Source organism: Acidovorax soli (assembly GCF_014207955.1).
GTDB classification, from domain to species: Bacteria; Pseudomonadota; Gammaproteobacteria; order Burkholderiales; family Burkholderiaceae_C; genus Acidovorax; species Acidovorax soli_A.
Genome location: NZ_JACHLK010000007.1, coordinates 121,594 through 140,323, shown reverse-complemented (window position 1 = coordinate 140,323; position 18,730 = coordinate 121,594). Strand labels below are relative to the sequence as shown.

The 18,730-nt window shown below is 68.2% G+C and carries 19 protein-coding genes; 14 read left to right on the top strand and 5 right to left on the bottom strand.

Annotated elements, in window-relative coordinates:
• Positions 1-95 precede the first annotated feature (95 nt).
• The 3 genes from HNP48_RS18200 to HNP48_RS18190 all read right to left on the bottom strand — a co-directional run bounded on the left by HNP48_RS18200 (position 96) and on the right by HNP48_RS18190 (position 3,223).
• A complete protein-coding gene (locus tag HNP48_RS18200) occupies positions 96-1,676 on the bottom strand; it encodes an ABC transporter substrate-binding protein (protein WP_184859563.1) in 1,581 nt (526 codons plus the stop codon).
• A 327-nt stretch (positions 1,677-2,003) separates the two neighbouring features.
• Entirely contained in the window at positions 2,004-2,144 is a 141-nt protein-coding gene (locus tag HNP48_RS18195) for a hypothetical protein (RefSeq protein ID WP_184859562.1), read from the bottom strand.
• Positions 2,145-2,173: 29 nt separating this feature from the next.
• Positions 2,174-3,223 (bottom strand): porin, encoded by a 1,050-nt coding sequence (locus HNP48_RS18190; protein WP_184859560.1) that lies wholly within the window; start codon positions 3,221-3,223, stop codon positions 2,174-2,176.
• 329 nt (positions 3,224-3,552) lie between these two features.
• Here HNP48_RS18190 and coq7 point away from each other — a divergent pair, with 329 nt between their 5' ends.
• Entirely contained in the window at positions 3,553-4,170 is a 618-nt protein-coding gene (coq7, locus tag HNP48_RS18185) for a 2-polyprenyl-3-methyl-6-methoxy-1,4-benzoquinone monooxygenase (RefSeq protein ID WP_184859558.1), read from the top strand.
• Between the two features lie 118 nt (positions 4,171-4,288).
• Here the strand turns inward: coq7 and HNP48_RS18180 are convergent, their stop codons facing one another.
• Positions 4,289-4,738: an OsmC family protein gene (locus tag HNP48_RS18180; protein ID WP_184859555.1), complete on the bottom strand. Its 450-nt coding sequence runs from the start codon at positions 4,736-4,738 to the stop codon at positions 4,289-4,291.
• A gap of 367 nt (positions 4,739-5,105) precedes the next feature.
• On the opposite strand from HNP48_RS18180, the gene ilvA reads away from it, so the two are divergent.
• Genes ilvA through HNP48_RS18165 form a run of 3 tightly spaced genes read left to right on the top strand, consistent with a single transcriptional unit; the run spans position 5,106 to position 8,074 of the window.
• The gene (ilvA, locus tag HNP48_RS18175; RefSeq protein ID WP_184859553.1) at positions 5,106-6,665 is read left to right on the top strand and encodes a threonine ammonia-lyase, biosynthetic; all 1,560 of its coding nucleotides are present in this window, start codon (positions 5,106-5,108) and stop codon (positions 6,663-6,665) included.
• A 25-nt stretch (positions 6,666-6,690) separates the two neighbouring features.
• Entirely contained in the window at positions 6,691-7,497 is an 807-nt protein-coding gene (locus HNP48_RS18170) for an adenosylcobinamide-GDP ribazoletransferase (RefSeq protein WP_184859551.1), read from the top strand.
• Entirely contained in the window at positions 7,490-8,074 is a 585-nt protein-coding gene (locus HNP48_RS18165) for a histidine phosphatase family protein (protein ID WP_184859549.1), read from the top strand. The genes HNP48_RS18170 and HNP48_RS18165 overlap by 8 nt, the downstream gene beginning before the upstream one ends.
• A 90-nt stretch (positions 8,075-8,164) precedes the next feature.
• On the opposite strand, the gene HNP48_RS18160 is transcribed toward HNP48_RS18165, so the two are convergent.
• Positions 8,165-8,620, bottom strand: coding sequence for a general secretion pathway protein C (locus HNP48_RS18160; protein ID WP_184859547.1), 456 nt, complete (start codon positions 8,618-8,620; stop codon positions 8,165-8,167).
• A gap of 47 nt (positions 8,621-8,667) precedes the next feature.
• Here HNP48_RS18160 and gspG point away from each other — a divergent pair, with 47 nt between their 5' ends.
• The 10 genes from gspG to HNP48_RS18110 all read left to right on the top strand — a co-directional run bounded on the left by gspG (position 8,668) and on the right by HNP48_RS18110 (position 18,707).
• Positions 8,668-9,132: a type II secretion system major pseudopilin GspG gene (gene gspG, locus HNP48_RS18155; RefSeq protein ID WP_311773834.1), complete on the top strand. Its 465-nt coding sequence runs from the start codon at positions 8,668-8,670 to the stop codon at positions 9,130-9,132.
• Positions 9,133-9,321: 189 nt separating this feature from the next.
• Positions 9,322-9,750: a prepilin-type N-terminal cleavage/methylation domain-containing protein gene (locus tag HNP48_RS18150; protein ID WP_260420282.1), complete on the top strand. Its 429-nt coding sequence runs from the start codon at positions 9,322-9,324 to the stop codon at positions 9,748-9,750.
• Positions 9,747-10,118 (top strand): type II secretion system minor pseudopilin GspI, encoded by a 372-nt coding sequence (gspI, locus tag HNP48_RS18145; protein ID WP_184859543.1) that lies wholly within the window; start codon positions 9,747-9,749, stop codon positions 10,116-10,118. Before HNP48_RS18150 ends, gspI begins: the two co-directional genes overlap by 4 nt.
• 26 nt (positions 10,119-10,144) lie before the next feature.
• Positions 10,145-10,843: a prepilin-type N-terminal cleavage/methylation domain-containing protein gene (locus HNP48_RS18140; RefSeq protein WP_184859541.1), complete on the top strand. Its 699-nt coding sequence runs from the start codon at positions 10,145-10,147 to the stop codon at positions 10,841-10,843.
• On the top strand, positions 10,843-11,844 hold the full coding sequence (gene gspK / locus HNP48_RS18135; RefSeq protein ID WP_184859539.1) for a type II secretion system minor pseudopilin GspK: 1,002 nt from the start codon (positions 10,843-10,845) through the stop codon (positions 11,842-11,844). The genes HNP48_RS18140 and gspK overlap by 1 nt, the downstream gene beginning before the upstream one ends.
• A gap of 50 nt (positions 11,845-11,894) precedes the next feature.
• On the top strand, positions 11,895-13,151 hold the full coding sequence (gspL, locus tag HNP48_RS18130) for a type II secretion system protein GspL (RefSeq protein WP_184859537.1): 1,257 nt from the start codon (positions 11,895-11,897) through the stop codon (positions 13,149-13,151).
• Positions 13,148-13,828 carry a type II secretion system protein GspM gene (gene gspM, locus HNP48_RS18125; RefSeq protein WP_184859534.1) on the top strand — a complete coding sequence of 227 codons (681 nt, stop codon included), beginning with the start codon at positions 13,148-13,150 and terminating at the stop codon, positions 13,826-13,828. Before gspL ends, gspM begins: the two co-directional genes overlap by 4 nt.
• Before the next feature lie 17 nt (positions 13,829-13,845).
• Positions 13,846-14,664: a type II secretion system protein N gene (gene gspN, locus HNP48_RS18120; protein ID WP_184859532.1), complete on the top strand. Its 819-nt coding sequence runs from the start codon at positions 13,846-13,848 to the stop codon at positions 14,662-14,664.
• A 4-nt stretch (positions 14,665-14,668) separates the two neighbouring features.
• Positions 14,669-17,311, top strand: a complete 2,643-nt coding sequence (gene gspD, locus HNP48_RS18115; protein ID WP_184859530.1) for a type II secretion system secretin GspD — start codon at positions 14,669-14,671, stop codon at positions 17,309-17,311.
• Between the two features lie 7 nt (positions 17,312-17,318).
• Positions 17,319-18,707, top strand: coding sequence for a GspE/PulE family protein (locus tag HNP48_RS18110; RefSeq protein ID WP_184859528.1), 1,389 nt, complete (start codon positions 17,319-17,321; stop codon positions 18,705-18,707).
• Positions 18,708-18,730: the final 23 nt, after the last annotated feature.

Genomic DNA, 18,730 nt, shown 5'->3' with positions numbered 1-18,730 from the left:
CACTTTTGGTGGCGCGGCGCTCGTGGGATTCGTGTCGAAAAAAACCAAGGAGAGCAAAGGCCCCAAGGCCCTTGCCCTCCATTTTCAAAGCCGGATCAGTTCACCTTGACCAGGCGCATGTCCACGCGGTTGTCGGCGCGGTGCACCAGTTCGATGTTCTTCTTCATGGCCCAAGGGATCACCTGGTCATACAGAGGAATGTGCGAAACGGTGTCGTTGGACAGCTGCAGCGCTTCGGTCAGCATGCGCGAGCGCACGGGCGCGTCGGTCTCGGCCTTGATGCGGTCCACCAGGTAATCCATGCGCTGGTTGCTGTAGCGGCCCACGTTGTAGTTGCCGTCGCCGCCCTGGCCCACGCTGCGCACCAGCGATTGCAGGCTGTACAGCGCGTCGAAGGTCGGCACGCCCCAGCCCAGCATGTAGATGCTGGCTTCGTAGCGCTGGATCATCGGGAAGTAGGTCACCAGCGGCAGCGTGCGCAGCTTGGCCTTCACGCCGATGCGCGCCCACATGCCGGTCACGGCCTGGCAGATGGCCTCGTCATTGATGTAGCGGTTGTTGGGGCAGGCGAAGTCGACTTCGAAGCCATCGGGGTAGCCGGCTTCGGCCAGCAGCTTCTTGGCCGCATCGACGCTGTAGGGGAAGCGCTTGCCCACGGCTTCCGTGTAGCCGGCCACCTGGGGTGCCACGAGCGTGCCGGTGGGCTTGCCCAGGCCACGCAGAGTGACGCGCTCCAGCGAGGCGGTGTCGATGGCCTGGTACAGGGCCTTGCGCACCTTGACATCCTTGAGGGGGTTCTTGCCCTTGATGTTGGAGCCAGGCAGCTCTTCGCGGAACTGGTCCATGCCCAGGAAGATGGTGCGGTTTTCGAGGCCGTCGATCACCTTCAGGTTGGAATCCTGGCGCAGGCGGCCCAGGTCTTGCGGCGCGGGGTCGAGCACCATGTCCACCTCACCCGACAGCAGCGCGGCGATGCGCGTGGCGGCCGACTTGATTGGGGTGTAGACGATCTCCGTCACGTTGCCGTCCATCTTGCCCCACCAGTTGGGGTTGCGCTTGAAGACCATCTTCACGTCGGCCTGCCACGAATCCAGCGTGTAGGGGCCGGTGCCCATGGCGTTGCGGTGGGCGAAGTTCTCGTCCGTGCCCTTGATGTCCTTGGGTTCCACGGAGCGGTTCTTCTCGGCCCAGGCCTTGCTCATCATGCGCAGCTCGGTCATCTGGCGCAGCAGCACGGGGTTGGGGGCCGACAGAATGACGTCGATGGTCTGCGCATCGACCTTGTTGATCTTGGTGATGCCCTGGACATAGGGCGTGAAGTTGGAGGTCTTGGCCATGGCGCGCTGCAGCGAGTACACGGCATCGTCGGCCGTGAAAGCCGAACCATCATGGAACTTGACGCCCTGGCGCAGCGTGAAACGCACCTGCGTGGGGGTCACTTCCTTCCAGGCCGTGGCCAGGACGGGCTCTACCTCGAAAGTCTTGCTGTTGTAGTAGACCAGGCTCTCATACACATTGGCATGGATGCCGTTTTGCAACGCGTTGTTTTGGGAATGAATATCCCACGTGGCGATTTCGCCCTGGCTCGCCCATTTGAATGGTTTGGCATTAGCACCCGTGGCCATCAGCATGGCGGCAGCTGCGGCAATCGACAGCAGGCTGAGATTGAGTTTCATGAAACCTCTTCAACAATGTAAAAGTTTTACTATGCAGTAAATAGCGGCCATCGGCCAACGGGAAATCCCTGAATCCCGTCCCCTCGCGAGGGACTATCCCTGCCCTGGTGAGGCCACTGACATGCAATTACGGTGCCAACGCAAAGCCCTCTGAAGCACCATCAGGCCAGCATCCGGCGGGATCGCAGGCCTGAATTCATACATTTGCACCCAAAAGCCCGCAACAAGAACCCTCAGAACAGCCTGCGCAAAACACGGGCGCCCCGCTTGTGGGCGTCCGTCCCCCGCACGAAAAAGACGCCGCACAACGCATGCCCCCAGCCAGGCTCAGGGGATAACCCCGATCACCCGCAAGAAAATGCACGGGCCCTGCAGCACCGCTTCGCAAAGCAAACACAGAACCGATAAACCAAATCCCGGCAGAAAATAAAAAAGCCGCCCGAAGGCGGCTTTTTTGTATTCATCCATTGAGACTGGCATATAGCCAGCCATCAATATCAGAAGCTGTGACGGATACCGAAGTCGTAACCGCTGGAGTTGCGGCCAGCAGCAGTCGTGGAACCGTTCAGAGCTTGAGCAGCGCCGTTCTTGTTCTTCACAGCAGCAGCGGTAGCGTACACGGCGGTGCGCTTCGACAGGTTGTGCACATAGCCCAGAGCGAACTTGTTGCTGCGTGGGTCAGGACCAGCGACGTCAACTTCGTACGTGGAGTAAGCCACGCGGATTTCGCCAGCGCCCACTGGAACCAGAGCGCCGACCAGCCAGCCGGTGCCTTCAGCGCCGTTCTTGATGTCGTCACGGTTCACGTGCGTCAGCAGCTTGGCAACGCCGAAGTCATATTGCAGACCCAGGTTGAAAGCCTTGATGTCGGCGTTCAGGAACTTGGTTTGCGACACGGCACCAGCCACGTTCAGAGGACCGTTGGCCCAGCCAGCGCGCAGAGCCAGACCATTGCCGTCCTTCTTGTTGGCAACGTTGCTGGCGTTTTCGCCCAGGTAGTACTGCACTTGGCCGTAGAAACCGCCCAGGTTGCCTGGCAGGAAGTAGCCGATAGCGTTCGAAGCGCGGATGGTGGTTGGGCCACCCAGGCTGGAGTTCAGGGTTTGGGTCGTGCCCACGCCGTTCGTGCCGAACGGATCGAACACGGTCAGGTTCCAGAATTGTGGGGTGTAGTCACGGCCCAGACGCAGTTCACCGAAGCCACCATTCAGGCTGACGGTCGAACGACGGTTGAACACCAGACCGCCCGAAGCGTTGGCGCCGGTGGTTTGGTTGTTGGTGTTGGTCGAACCGCCACGGCCGTCGTCGTTGGTCAGGCCGGCTTCCAGCCAGAACGAAGCAGACAGGCCACCGCCCAGGTCTTCAACGCCGCGGAAACCCAGACGGCTGCTGTTGTAGCCGGAGTTCGTCAGTTGCGAGCGGTTAGCAACGCTGCCGTTGCCGTAGGCGTAGGTTGCGTCAACCACGCCGAACAGCGTCACGGACGATTGAGCCATTGCAGCGCCGGAAGCAGCCAGCACAGCCAGGGCAATCAGGGATTTTTTCATTGCGAGTTACTCCAAGGTTAAACATAGGGCGCCGGTACGGGGGGTCTAGGAGTGCCTTGCACCTGCTCAGTCCCGCCGGTTCCCCGGGCCAACCTCCTGGTGGGGAAGTTGTTCTTATTGCACCAGACCCCGACCTCTTTCGCAAAGGAATTCACCCACAATCGACCTGAAAGGGAGATTTCGTTGCAGTGTTGCAACATTTCAGTGCACCCCGGCAAAATCCTCCGCCGGTGCACCAGCAAAGTGCCTTTCGGCCACTTTTGGCCCCCGGGCCACTTGTGTCTACTTGCAACACCTGTTTCCACATCCATCTCACGCCTCTGCACGCCATGGACGCCTTCTTGACTGCCGCCGACAACGCTTTGCGCACCCTTTTTGCCACCCCGCGCGCCGCCGAAGCCTCCCCTGCCAACGGCCATGCGGAGGGCACCATGACCCCCGCGCAGCGGAAACTGGCAGGTTCGCTGATGCGCGTCAACCACGTGGGCGAAGTCTGCGCGCAGGCGCTTTACACCGCCCAGGCGGCGGTCACGCGCGACGACAGCCTGCGTGGCCACCTGCTGGAGGCCGCTCGCGAGGAGACCGACCACCTGGCCTGGACCCGGGAGCGCCTGGATGCCCTGGGCGCCCGCCCCAGCGTGCTCAACCCGCTGTGGTTTGCCGGCGCATTCGCCCTGGGCCTGGTGGCGGCCAAAGTCAGCGACCGGGTCAGCCTGGGATTCGTGGCGGAAACCGAGAACCAGGTGGCCGCCCACCTGGCGGGCCACCTGGAGCGCCTGCCGATGGAAGACCAGGCCTCACGCGCCGTGGTGGCGCGCATGAAGGACGATGAGGAACGCCATGCGGCACAGGCGCTGGCCGAAGGCGCCACGCGCCTGCCGCCGCCGGTCCAGGCGCTGATGCGGGCGGCCGCCAAGGTGATGACGAGCACGGCACATCACGTGTAGCCCCCCTGAGTCGCCTTCGGCGCCATCCCCCGAGGGGGACGCTCCCGGTGCGGCGGGGCGGCCCTTGCACGGGAGCACTGGCATTCGCCGCGCCAGTTCCATGGGCGGCACAGGAATATCAGGCTTCCACGATCTCGAAGCCGGTGGTGATCTCGGCGGTCTTGGCCAGCATGATGCTGGCCGAGCAGTATTTGTCGTGACTCATGGCGATGGCGCGCTCCACGGCGGCGGCGGGGATGCCCTTGCCGGTCACGGTGAACTGCATGTGGATCTTGGTGAACACCTTGGGGTCGACCTCGGCGCGCTCGGACGTGAGCTTGACGCTGCAGCCGCGCACGTCGTGGCGACCGCGCTTCAAGATCAGCACCACGTCATAGGCCGTGCAGCCCCCCGTGCCGGCCAGCACGGTCTCCATGGGGCGGGGCGCCAGGTTCTGCCCGCCATTGGCCGGGTTGGCGCTGTCGGGTGCGCCGTCCATGGTCAGGACATGGCCGCTGCCGGTTTCTGCCACAAACCCCATTCCCGAGCGGGTTCCGGCGCCGCCGGTCCAGCTGACTGTGCATTCCATGTGTTCTCTCCTCGGTGATTCATCAAAAAAACGTGGCTTTTTTCACGAAATGGACGGGCCACTCCAAAAAAGTCGGTGAATTTTGCTGCATCGCAGCATCCGTTGCGCTAATATTCACCCATGCGTTGCCCTTTTATCGAAAAGGGACAGGTTCTGGAAAATCTCCACCATCTCCAACGCGCCGATTGTCTCCTCCATCTCCTCAAAGGATGGATTCAGCCCCGGGCTTTGCGGCCTGGGGCTTTTTTTTGCCCAGGACGGAGACACCCGGCCCTGCCCCCACCGGACGCAGGAAGACGACCACCACCTATGATGTGTGCCCCCGCTGCCCCTGAACCTGGGCCGGGAGTCTTCAGCCTGCTCCGCCATGACCCACGACCTGACCCCCGCCGACTACCTCAAGAAAATCCTCACCGCCCGCGTGTACGACGTGGCGATCGAGTCGGACCTGGAACCCGCCCGCGCGCTGAGCCGGCGCCTGAACAACAAGGTGCTGCTCAAGCGTGAAGACCAGCAGGCCGTGTTCAGCTTCAAGCTCCGGGGCGCCTACAACAAGATGGCGCACCTCACTCCGGGCCAGTTGCAGCGCGGCGTGATCTGCGCATCGGCCGGCAACCATGCCCAGGGCGTCGCCATGAGCGCCAGCAAGCTCGGCGCACGCGCCGTGATCGTGATGCCCACCACCACACCCCAGGTCAAGGTCGATGCCGTGCGCACGCTCGGCGGCGAGGTGGTGCTGCATGGCGAGAGCTACTCCGACGCCTACCAGCACGCGGCCGAGCTGCAGGCCAAGGAAGGCCTGACCTTCGTCCACCCCTTCGATGACCCGGACGTGATCGCCGGCCAGGGCACCATCGCCATGGAGATCCTGCGCCAGCTGCAGCGCCTGGGCAGCAACCGGCTCGATGCCGTGTTCGTGGCCATCGGCGGCGGCGGCCTGGTGAGCGGCGTGGCCAACTACATCAAGGCCGTGCGGCCGGAGATCAAGGTCATCGGCGTGCAGATGAACGACTCGGACGCCATGGCGCAGTCCGTGCGCGCGCACCAGCGCGTGACCCTGCCCGACGTGGGCCTGTTCTCCGACGGCACGGCCGTCAAGCTGGTGGGAGAGGAGACCTTCCGCATCGCCAGCGGCCTGGTGGACGAATTCATCACGGTGGACACCGACGCCGTGTGCGCCGCGATCAAGGACGTGTTCGTGGACACGCGCAGCATCGTCGAGCCCTCGGGCGCACTGGCCGTGGCCGCCATCAAGCAGTATGTGGAAACGCACCAGACCGAGGGCGAGACCTATGCCGCCATCCTCTGCGGTGCCAACATGAATTTCGACCGCCTGCGCTTTGTCGCCGAGCGCGCCGAGGTGGGCGAGGAGCGCGAGGCCCTGCTGGCCGTGACCATTCCCGAGGAGCGTGGCAGCTTCCGGCGCTTCTGCGAGGTGGTGGGCGCCCTGCCCGGCGGCCCGCGCAATGTCACCGAGTTCATCTACCGCATCAGCGACTCGGCCGAGGCCCATGTCTTCGTGGGCCTCACGGCCCAGGGCAAGGGCGAATCGCAGAAGCTCGCGCAGATCTTCACGGAGCACGGCTTCGGCGCGCTGGACCTCACGCACGACGAAATGGCCAAGGAGCACCTGCGCCACCTGGTGGGCGGGCACTCGGCCCTGGCACAGGACGAGCGCCTGCTGCGCTTTGTGTTCCCCGAGCGGCCCGGCGCGCTGCTCAAGTTCCTGAGCCTGATGCAGCCGACCTGGAACATCAGCCTGTTCCACTACCGCAACCAGGGCGCCGACTACGGCCGCATCCTCGTGGGCATGCAGGTGCCGCCCGAAGACTCGGCCACGTTCGATGCCTTCCTCTCTACCCTGGGCTACCCCTATGTGGAAGAGACGCTGAACCCGGCCTACCGCCTGTTCCTGCGCGCCAAGTAAGGCGAAGAGGCCCACGCGGCACCCCATGCAAGCCCTGCGCCACTACCTGCTGGCCGTGCAGTTCTTCACCCGCCTCCCTGTCACCGGGCGGCTGGCGGATTGGGTCGGCTTCAGTCCCGCCATGCTGCGCGCCAGCGCCGCCCACCTGCCGGGCGTGGGCTGGCTCGCCGCAGCGGTGGCGGCCGGGGTATATGCGGCCCTGTACCTGGCCCTGGCCCCCAACCCGCTGGGTCCGCTCGTGGCGGCGGTGTTCTGCACCGTGGCCACGGTGCTGCTCACCGGGGGCTTCCATGAAGATGGCCTGGCCGATGTCGCCGACGGCCTGGGCGGCAGCTACGAGCGCGAACGGGCACTGGACATCATGAAGGATTCGCGCGTCGGGGCCTTCGGCGCCATGGCGCTGGTGCTGGCCCTGCTGGCCAAGGTCAGCCTGCTGGCCGCGCTCGGCGCGCACAGCCTGGCCACAGCGCTCGCGGCCCTGGTCGGCGGGCATGTGCTGTCGCGCCTGTGGCCGCTGTTCATCGTGCGCCGCCTGCCGCATGTGGGCGACACCGCGCGCTCCAAGAGCAAGCCGCTGGCCGACCAGATCACGGGGGCGGCACTCGGGGTGGCCATGGCCTGGTGCGTGGCGCCGCTGGCTCTGGCCTGGCATTGGAGCTCCCCAGCCACCATAATGGCCGCCTGTGCACTGAGCGCCCTGGGCGCTGCCTGGATGGCCCGCTGGTTCTCCCGGCGCCTGCAAGGCTTCACGGGCGACTGCCTGGGCGCCACGCAGCAGATCGCCGAGATCGGCTTTTACCTGGGCGCCGCACTGGCCCTGGGACGTGGCTGAGGCCCCCGCCGTGCAGCTCTGGCTGGTGCGCCATGCGCCGCCGGTGGTGGCACCGGGCACCTGCTACGGCAGGCTGGACCTGCCCGCCCAGAGCGGCCCGACCGTTGCCTGCGCGCAGCGCCTGGCCCTGGCCCTTCCCGGCCCGGCGCTGGTCTGGCACTCACCGCTGCAACGGTGCGTGCAGCTCGCCCAGGCTGTGCAGTCCACCCGCCCCGACTGGCAGCCCCTACCCGACACGCGCCTGCGCGAAATGGATTTCGGCACCTGGGAGGGCCAAGCCTGGAGCAGCCTCGCCAAGGCCGACATCGACGCCTGGACCGCCGACTTCGCCCACCACCATCCGGGCGGCGGCGAGTCTCTGGCCGACATGCTGGCGCGCGTGGCCCAGGCACTGCAGGACACGCGCACCGCAGCACAGGCGGACGGCCTGGCGCACGCGGTCTGGCTCACCCATGCGGGTGTGGCGCGCTGTGTGGACTGGCTCCAGGCCCATGCGGGCCAGGCCCTGCCACGGGCAGACCAATGGCCCGTGCAGGCCCCGGCATGGGGCGAATGGCGCACCGCGGACCTGCCCTGAGCCTTTCTTGTTGGCAAAAAGCCAACAGGGGGCACGGTAATGAGAAGCAAGCGGTGCAAGCGCCGGATTCCGCGGTCCGGCGAGAAGCCGTCAGTTTTTGCGCGGCATGTCCAGCGTGAGCATGGCGGGCCCGCCCAGATCGGCCCCCAGCTGGGCCTGGCGGGGGCTCAGCGACTGCAGCACCATGCCGGAATCCACCACGGTCCCCACACGGAACGGCTTGGCGGGCTTGCCGTCCACCGCGATCAGCGCCGCACCGCCGCCACTGTGGCGCCCGGAGAGCACGCCAATCAAGGCGAACCGGCTGGCCATGGAGGCCACCGGGGCGGCCACGGCCACCACGGCACCGGCGGGCAGGGCGCCCAGTGCGCGCGCCACGGCCTGGGCATCGGGCACGGCCGCCATGGACGCCACCGCCGGGACGGTTTGCGCCACGGGTCGGTTCGACAGGCGCAGGCCCCAATAGACCACGCTGGCGCCTGCGGCGGCCCAGAGCGCCAGAGTCCCCAGGCGCACGCCCCATTTGCTGTATGAATTGGTCACCATGCGGAGATTATGATTCACCCGATACGACCCTAGCGAGACCGCCTGCCGTGAACACCCTCTCTTTCCTGCCTTCCTCCCCTGCCCTGCGCGGTGCACGCCGCAGCCTGGCCCGGGGTTTCACCCTGATCGAGCTGATGGTGGTGGTGGTCATCATCGGCGTGCTGGCTGCGCTGATCGTGCCCAATGTGCTCGACCGCGCCGACGACGCGCGCAGCACCGCCGCCAAGACGGACATCACCAACATCATGCAGGCGCTCAAGCTGTACCGCCTGGACAACCAGCGCTACCCCACGCCCGAGCAGGGCCTGCAGGCCTTGGTCGCCAAGCCCACGACCGGCCCCATCCCCGGCAACTGGAAGCTGTACCTCGAAAAACTCAACAACGACCCCTGGGGCCGTCCCTACCAGTACCTGAACCCCGGCATCAAGGGCGAGATCGACGTGATGTCCTTCGGTGCCGATGGCCAGTCCGGCGGCGAAGGCAAGGATGCCGATATCGGCAGCTGGCAGTAATGCCCCCCACGGTCGCGCACTGCGTGTTGCTCCCTGCCCCCCGAGGGGGCCGGGCCTTGCTTGGGGCGGCCCGGCGCTGCGGCCGGCCGCCCTCCGTTGGCGCTGCGACCGTTGCGATGGCACCCCATGCCCACCGTTGACGCCCGCGATGGTGCTGGCAGCACCGTACGCTCTGCGTGGCAAACACCCATGACACACCGTCGTTCGCGCGGATTCACCATGCTGGAGTTGCTGGTGGTCATCAGCATCATGGCGCTGGCGACGGCGGGCATTGCGTTGTCGCTGCGCGACAACGGGCAGACACAGCTCGAGCGCGAGGCGGCGCGGCTGGCGGCATTGCTCGAAGCAGGGCGGGCGCAGTCGCGGGCCAATGGCGTGCCGGTGCGCTGGCGTGGCGGGCCGCAAGGCTTCCGTTTTGAGGGGCTGCCGGCCGGGGCGCTGCCGCACCAGTGGCTGGCGGAGGGCACGCAGGTGCGCGGCAATGCCATCCTGCTGCTCGGGCCCGAGCCGGTGATCGGCGCACAGCAGGTGCAACTCACGCACCGGGACCATCCCGACCAGGCACTGCGCGTGGTGACGGACGGGCTGCGGCCCTTCAGCGTGGAGTCGGTGCAATGAGCCCCCTTTTTTCGCCCCGCCAGCGCGGCTTCACGCTGGTGGAGGTGCTGGTGGCGCTGAGCATCGTGGCCATCGCGCTGATGGCCGGGCTGCAGTCCACCAGCGCCCTCACGCGCAATGCGCTGCGCCAGTCCGACATCGTGCTCGCGCAGTTGTGCGCCGAAAACGAGCTGGTGCGCATGCGCCTCTCGCGCCAGATGCCCAGCGTCGGCGACAGCACCCAGCCTTGCGAGCAGGCGGGCCGGCGCCTGGATGTGCGCGTGACCGTGCGACCCACGCCCAACCCGAGCTTTCGGCGCGTGGATGCACAGGTGCTCGACGGGGAAAACTCCATCCTGCGTATCTCGACCATCCTGGGGCGCTACTGACCATGGGCTCCGGAACCTCCCCCGCCATGCATCCTTCCTTTGAACGCCCCCGCCGCGCCCCACCGGGTGCCGAGGGCGGCTTCACGCTGATCGAACTGCTGGTCGCGATTGCGCTGCTGTCCATCCTGGCCATCATGAGCTGGCGCGGCATCGACGGCATGGTGCGCGCGCAGGAACAGACACGCCAGCGCGCCGACAGCATGCTGGTGATCCAGTCGGCCCTGGCGCAATGGAACGCCGATCTCGACGCCATCCTGCCGCTGGCCAACACCACCCCGCTGGACTGGGACGGCCAGGTGCTGCGCATCACACGCCGCACCACGGCCGTACCCGACGAAGGCGCCCTGGTCGTGGCCTGGACCCGGCGCGAGATGCCCGGCGTGGAAGGGGGTGGCCAGTGGGCGCGCTGGCAGTCTCCGCCCGTGCGCAACCGCAGCGACTGGCAGCAGGCCTGGCAGTTGGCCGCCCAGTGGGCGCGCACGCCCGACGAGCAGGCCCGGCGCTATGAGATCAGCCTGGTGCCCATCAGCAACTGGCAGCTGTTCTATTTCCGCGGCGGCACCTGGTCCAACCCCTTGTCGAGTGCCGACCAGACCCCGGGCACCCCGGCCGCCGGACTCCCCGACGGCGTTCGGCTGCAAATCACCCTGGCACCAGGCCAGGCACTGACCGGCGCCATCGTGCGCGACTGGGCCAACCCGACCCTGGGCGGAGGACGCACCTGATGCGCCGCACACGCCCTGGCCGGCAAGACCTCAAGCAACCCCAGCGCGGGGCGGCGCTGCTCGCGGCCATGCTGACCGTGACGCTGGTGGCCACGTTTGCCGCGGCCTCGCTGTGGCAGCAGTGGCGCGCCATCGAGGTCGAGACCGCCGAGCGCGACCGCGTGCAGGCCGCCTGGATACTCGTGGGGGCACTGGACTGGTCGCGCCTGATCCTGCGCGAAGACGGCCGCGCCGGGGGCGCCGACCACCTGGCAGAACCCTGGGCCGTGCCGCTGCAGGAGGCCCGCCTGTCCAGCTTTCTTGCGGCCGAGCGCGGCGTGGCCCAGGTGGAAGACGCCAGCACCGACACCACCGACGCCTTTCTCTCGGGCCAGATCACGGACCTGCAGTCGCGCCTGAACATCACCAGCCTGGCCGAGGGCGGGCAGGTGCAGGCCGGGGCCCTCAAGCAGTTCACCCGGCTGTTCGAGCGGCTGGGCCTGCCGTCGCAGGAGCTGGCACTGCTGGTGGAGAACCTGCGCAAGGCCCAGGTCCGCACCGGGGGCGATGGCAACGCACCGCTGATGCCGCAGACGGTGTCCCAGCTGGGCTGGCTGGGACTGTCGCCGCCGACCGTCACCGCGCTGCTGCCGCATGTCACCATCCTGCCCGTGCGCACCCCGGTCAACCTCAACACGGCGGGCATCGACGTGGTCTGGGCCGCCATCGACGGGGTGGACATGGCCGGTGCCCAGAAGCTGGTGCAGGCCCGCGAGTCCAAGCATTTCCGTTCGATGGCCGAGGTGGTCGAGGTGCTGGGCCGGGTGCCGTTCGACACCAACGACCTGGCCATCGCCTCGGCCTATTTCGAGGTGCGCGGCCGCCTGCGCATGGACAACACCACCGTGGACGAACGCTCCCTGGTGCGCAAGCTGGGCCTGGAAGTGACGACGCTGTGGCGGGAACGCGGCGCCTTCGACCGGGACACGACTGCCGCTCCGGCGCAACAGACACTGCGCTGAATGCGCGCAGCACAGGAGCCACCGCCTAAAATGATCCGCACTACCCGCCCATGAGCACGCTGATACTCTCCCTGCCGCCCGCCCCTCCGGGGATATCGACCCAGTACGGCTATACGCTGACGGCGGACGGGCACACTGCCCAGCGCCATGCGCTCGCCGAGGCGGCCTTGCTGCCCGAGGCCGCACGCCCCGGCGAGGTCGTGGCCGTGGTACCGGTCGAAGCGCTTTCCTGGCAGAAGGTGCAACTGCCGCCCGGCCTGCCCCTGGGACCCAGCCAGCAGACGCCACGCCTGCGCTCGGTGCTGGAGGGCTTGCTCGAAGACCGCCTGCTGGACGACCCGGCCCAACTGCACTTTGCGCTGCAGCCGGGCGCCCAGGCCGGCGTGCCGGTGTGGGTGGCCGTGTGCGACCGCGCCTGGCTGCGCGCCCACCTGCAGGCCCTGGAAGCCGCCGGCCGGCGCGTGGCCCGTGTGGTGCCCGAGTTCGCGCCCGGCCCCACGGCCAGCGGTGGGCCCGAGGTCTCGGCCATCGGCTCGGCCGATGCCCCCCAGTTGATCCTGTGCGGCCTGGGTGCCGACGAAGGCATCTCGGTACTGCCCCTGACGCCCGCCACGCTGGCCCTGGCGGGCTTTGGCAGCGCTGCCGGTGGTGCAGCCCCACCGACCCCCTTGCGCGCCGACCCGGCCGTGGCGGAACTCGCCGAACATGCCCTGGGCCACCCGGTGAGCCTGCACACGGCCAGCGCCCGGGCCATGGACGCAGCCCGCAGCGACTGGGACCTGGCGCAGTTCGAGCTTTCCAGCAACAGCCGCTCGCGTGCCCTGCGCAAAGCCGGCGGCGCGCTGAGCGCCCTGCTGTACGCCCCCCAGTGGCGCGCAGCGCGCTGGGCGCTGGGCCTGCTCGTGCTGGCACACCTGGCGGGCCTGAACGTCTGGGCCTGGCAGGAGCGCCAGGCACTGGCCGCCAAGCAGGCCAGCCTGCGCAGCACCCTCACGCAGACCTTCCCGCAGGTGCAGGCCGTGGTCGCACCGCTGGAGCAGATGGAGCGCGAGATGGCGCTGCTGCGCCAGGCATCGGGCAGCTTCTCGCCGCGCGACCTGGAGCCCATGATGGCCGCCGCCGGCAACGCGCTGCCCGATGGCCGCATCCCTTCCGGCCTCGAATTCACCACCGGCGAGCTGCGCCTGCGCGGCCTGCAGCTTGCCCCCCCAGAGGAGCCTGTGCTCACCACCCGATTGAGGGCCGCCGGCTATACCGGCCGCCTGGACGATGGCAGCCTGGTGCTGCGTGCGGAGACCACCCCATGAGCCAGCTCGCCCCCCTGAAGGCCCAATGGCAGGCCATGGCCCCGCGCGAGCAGAACCTCGTGCTCGGCGCGACCGCGATCGTGAGCCTGGCCCTGGTGTGGTGGGTGGCCATTTCCCCCGCGCTGCAGACCTTGCGTACGGCCCCCAAGCGCCATGCCGAACTGGACACCCAGCTGCAGCGCATGCGCGGCCTGCAGGCCGAAGCCCAGCAGTTGCAGGCCGTGCCGCAAAGCAGCACGGGCGACGCCACCGGCGCACTGCGCAGTGGCCTGACCCAGCGCCTGGGCACGGCCGCCCAGCTCAACGTGGCGGGAGACCGCGCCACCGTGACGCTCAAGGCCGCCCCGGCCGATGCCCTGGCTCAGTGGCTGGCGCTGGCGCGCAGCAATGCCCGGGCCGTGCCCATCGAGGCCCGCCTGACCCGCGCAGCGGCTCCGGCCACCCCTGCCGCAACAAGCAACAGCAGCGCCCGTCCGGGCCAGCCCACCACGCCGCCCGCCATGGTGCCCCCCGGTCCAGGCGCCCCCCCCGCTGGCCCGCTGGTGCCCCCGATCCCCGGCGCCATGCCGGCCGTGGGCGCCCCCCCTGCACCGATCACCGCCACGCCGGCAGGCGCGGCGCCCGGTGGTGCTCCGCGCTGGGACGGCACGCTGGTGCTGACCCTGCCTGCCCGGTGAACCGGACGAAACGCCCCGTGTCCGCCACCCGCAACCCCCGCTCCTCCTCCCGCGCCACCGGCGCCGTACCGCGCTCGCCCTGGGGCTGGGCCGTGGGCGGTGCCCTGGTTGGCCTGCTGCCCGCCCTGGTGGTCTTTGCCCCGGCGCAATGGCTGGCCCAGGGCCTGGCCCGCGCCACGGGCGGACAGCTGCTGCTGTCCGAAGCACGTGGCACGGTCTGGAACGGCTCGGCCCAGCTGGTGCTGACCGGCGGCACCGCCAGCCAGGACCGCACCGCCCTGCCCGAGCGCCTGCAATGGACACTGCGCCCCACCCTGACCGGCGCGCACGCACAGATACAAGCCTCCTGCTGCACCGTACAACCACTGCAGGCACGGCTGGCGCTGGGCTTCTCGCAATTGCGCGTGGCGGTGGGCGACGGCCAGAGCCGCTGGCCCGCCGCGCTGCTTTCGGGCCTGGGGACGCCGTGGAACACCCTGCAGCCGCAGGGCCAGCTGGTGCTGCAGACCCAGGGGCTGCAGGCGGCCTGGCAGGCCGGCCGCATGGTGCTGGAGGGCAAGATCCAGCTCGATGCGCTGGACATGTCCTCGCGCCTGTCCACCCTGCGCCCCATGGGCAGCTACCGCCTGGCGGTACAGGGCGGCGAAGTCCCCATCCTGACCTTGAGCACCCTGGGCGGCCACCTGCAATTGAGCGGCACCGGCCAATGGGTGGGCCAGCGCCTGCGCTTCGCGGGCGAGGCCAGTGCGGCGCCCGACCGCGAAGCGGCGCTCACCAATCTTCTGAACATCATCGGACGGCGCAACGGCGCGCGCTCCCTCATCAACGTGGGTTGACCCTATGACGCATTCCACTTCCTCCCTTTCGCCGCACCTGCAATTCGCCGTCACCTCGATCACCCTGGCCGCCATGCTGCTCACCAGCAGCCCGCTGGCCCTGGCGCAGACGGCGGTGGGCACGGGCACCAGCAGTGTGCGCGGCAATGAACCCGTCACGCTGAACTTCGCCAATGCCGAAATCGAGGCCGTGGCCCGCACCATGGCCACCATCACGGGGCGCAACGTGGTGGTGGACCCGCGCGTCAAGGGCCAGCTCACGCTGATCACCGAGCGCGCCGTGCCCCCTTCGGCCGCCTTCCAGCAGTTCCTGGCGGCGCTGCGCCTGCAGGGCTTCACGGTGGTCGAATCGGCCGGCCTGTACAAGGTGGTGCCCGAGGCCGATGCCAAGCTGCAGGGCGGCAGCGTGGGTGTCAGCGAATCGGGCTCGGCACGCGGCACGCCCGGCGGCGGGCAGATCGTGACCCAGATCTTCAAGCTCAACTACGAGAACGCGGGCAACCTGGTGCCGGTGCTGCGCCCCCTGATCAGCCCCAACAACACCATCAACGTGAACCCCGGCAACAACTCGCTGGTGATCACCGACTACGCCGACAACCTGCAGCGCCTGGGCCGCATCATTGCGGCCATGGACGTCTCCAACGCCAGTGACGTGGAGATCATTCCGCTGCGCAACGCCCTCGCGGCCGACCTCGCCCCACTGGTGGCACGCCTCATCGACGGCGGCAGCGGCGCCGCGCCAGCCGCCGCCCAGGGCCAGGCCGATACCTCGTTCAAGACCACGCTGCTGGCCGAACCACGCAGCAACTCGCTCATCCTGCGCGCCGCCAACCCGGCGCGCGTAGCCATGGTGCGTGCGCTGGTGGACAAGCTCGACCAGCCGCCCGTGCCCGGCAGCAGCGCCTCCATGGGCAACATCCATGTCGTCTACCTCAAAAATGCCGATGCCACCAAGCTCGCCGTGACCTTGCGCGCGGCCATGGCCAGCATGGGGGGCAACACCACGGGCGGTGCCAGCGCCAGCACACCGGCGATTTCCGGCGGCACCTCGTCCCCTTCGCTGTCGGGCGGCGGCAGCAACAGTGGCGGCCTGAGTGGCAGCTCCAGCAGCAGCAACAGCAGCCTTGGCGGGCTGGGCAGCAGCTCCGGCATGGGCAGCGGCTCGGGCATGGGCAGCAGCAACAGCAACCAGCCCTCCACCGGCGGCCTGATCCAGGCCGACCCCACCACCAACTCGCTGATCATCACCGCGCCCGAACCGCTGTTCCGCCAGCTGCGCGCGGTGATCGACAAGCTCGACGGCCGCCGCGCCCAGGTGCTGGTGGAAAGCCTGATCGTGGAGGTCTCGGCCAGCAAGCTGGCGGAATTCGGCATCCAGTGGCAAGGCGCCATCGGCAAGAAGGGCGATGGCACGGTCGGCGTCATCGGCACCAACTCCACCCAAGGTGGCGGCATCAATATCCTGAACGCTGCCGCCAACGTGGCCGCCGGCACCTACACCGGCCTGCTCCCCACAGGCAACGGAGGGGGCCTGAGCAACGGGCTGAACCTGGCACTGGCGCCACGCATCAACGGCCAGTACTACCTGGGTGCACTGGCCAACTTCCTGCAGAACAGCGGCGATGCCAATGTGCTGTCCACCCCCAACCTGATGACGCTGGACAACGAGGAAGCGCGCATCGTGATCGGCAACAACGTGCCCTTCCCGACCGGCTCGTATGCCAACACCGGCGGCAGCAACACGGTGAACCCCTTCACCACGGTGGAGCGCAAGGATGTGGGCCTGATGCTCAAGGTGCGCCCGCAGATCAGCGAGAACGGCACCGTGAAGATGTCGATCTACCAGGAAGTCTCCAAGATCAACGAAAACACCCTGAGTTCCGTGAACGGACCGACCACGAGCAAGCGCTCGATCGAGTCGAACGTGGTGGTGGACGATGGCAGCATCATCGTGCTGGGTGGCCTGCTCGAAGACAGCTACTCGCAGGGCGAGGACAAGGTGCCCGTGATGGGCGACCTGCCCGTGTTGGGCGGCCTGTTCCGCAGTGAGAAACGCCAGCGCAACAAGACCAACCTGATGGTCTTTCTGCGCCCCGTGGTGGTGCGCGATGCAGCCACCAGCGATGCCCTGATGGTGGACCGGTACGACGCGATCCGCGGCCTGCAACAGGTGACGCAACCCGCGTCGAGCCTGCCGCTGCGCTCGGTATCGGGCGCCCCCGTGCTGCCGGAACTGCCCCAGCGCGCCGACCCGGCCACGCGCGCACAGCCTGCAGTGGCCCCTCCTGCACCCATGCAGGACCTCACGGCCCCCGGTGCCCCGGCCCCCCGCCTGACGCCATCGGGCGTGCCCATCAGCGAAGCCCCCGCGCGTGCGGGCAGTGCCCCGGTGGCCGCGGCCGCAACCGCCCCGTCGACCTACTATGTGCGTGCCGGCCTGTTCGGCGACGATGCCGCCTCGCGCGCCGCGCTGGACAAGCTGCGCACCTCGGCGCTGCCCATCGCCGAGCAATCGGTGGAAACCAACCAGGGCCCGCGCACCAGCGTGCGCGTAGGCCCCTACCAGAACGAGGCTTCGGCCGAAGCGGCCGCCGCCATGGTGCGCCAGCTGGCGCCCGGTGCCACGGTGACGCGCCAGACACTCTGAGACACCCATGCGCCACCCCCTGCCCTATGCCTTTGCCCGCACCTCCCAGCTGCTGCTGGAGGACGATGGCCAGCAGCTCGTGCTGTGGCACGGCCCTGCACCCGATGTGACCGCGCTGTCGGAAGTGATGCGCAAGCACAAGGTCCGCCACCTGCAATCGCTGGAGGCGCCAGCCCTGGCGCAGCGCATCAGCGCCGCCTATGCCCAGGGCGAATCAAGCGCGGCCACCGTGGTCAGCGAGGTCGAGTCCGACGCCGACCTGTCGCGCATGATGCAGGACCTGCCGGCCGTGGAGGACCTGCTGGAGACGGCCGACGACGCGCCCATCATCCGCATGCTCAACGCGCTGCTGACGCAGGCCGCGCGCGATGGTGCGAGCGACATCCACATCGAGCCCTACGAGCGCCATTCGAGCGTGCGCTTTCGCGTGGACGGCTCGCTGCGCGAGGTGGTGCAGCCCAACCGTGCCCTGCACGCGGCCCTGATCTCGCGCCTGAAGATCATGGCCGACCTCGATATCTCCGAAAAGCGCCTGCCGCAAGACGGACGCATCAGCCTGCGCCTGGGCACGCGCGCCATCGACGTGCGCGTCTCCACCCTGCCCAGCGCCCATGGCGAGCGCGCCGTGCTGCGCCTCTTGGACAAGAGCGAGAGCAAGCTCAGCCTGGAGGCCGTGGGCATGCAGGGCGAGACACTGCAGCGCTTCGAGGGCCTGATCGGACAGCCGCACGGCATCATTCTCGTGACCGGGCCCACGGGCTCGGGCAAGACGACCACGCTGTATGCAGCGCTGGGCCGGCTCGATGCCACGCGCAACAACATCATGACGGTGGAAGACCCCATCGAGTACGAGTTGCCCGGCGTGGGCCAGACCCAGGTCAACAGCAAGATCGAGCTGACCTTCGCCAAGGCGCTGCGCGCCATCCTGCGCCAGGACCCGGACATCATCATGATCGGCGAAATCCGCGACTTCGAGACCGCGCAGATCGCCATCCAGGCCTCGCTCACGGGCCACCTGGTGCTGGCCACACTGCACACCAACGATGCGGCCAGTGCCGTGACGCGCCTGACCGACATGGGGGTGGAGCCCTTTCTGCTGTCGTCCTCGCTGCTGGGCGTGCTCGCGCAGCGCCTGGTGCGCAAGTACTGCAGCCACTGCCAGGGCGCAGGTTGCGAGCATTGCAGCCAGACCGGCTACACGGGCCGCACCGGCCTGTTCGAGCTGCTGGTGACCAACGATGCCATCCGCGCCCAGATCCATAACCAGGCTGCCGAGGCCGATATCCGCACCACCGCGCTGGCGGGCGGCATGGCGCTGATGCGCGAGGACGGCGAGCGCCTGATCGCGGCCGGCATCACCAGCCGCGAGGAAGTGCTGCGGGTGACGCGCGACTGAGCGCACGCCGCTCCCCCTGGTGC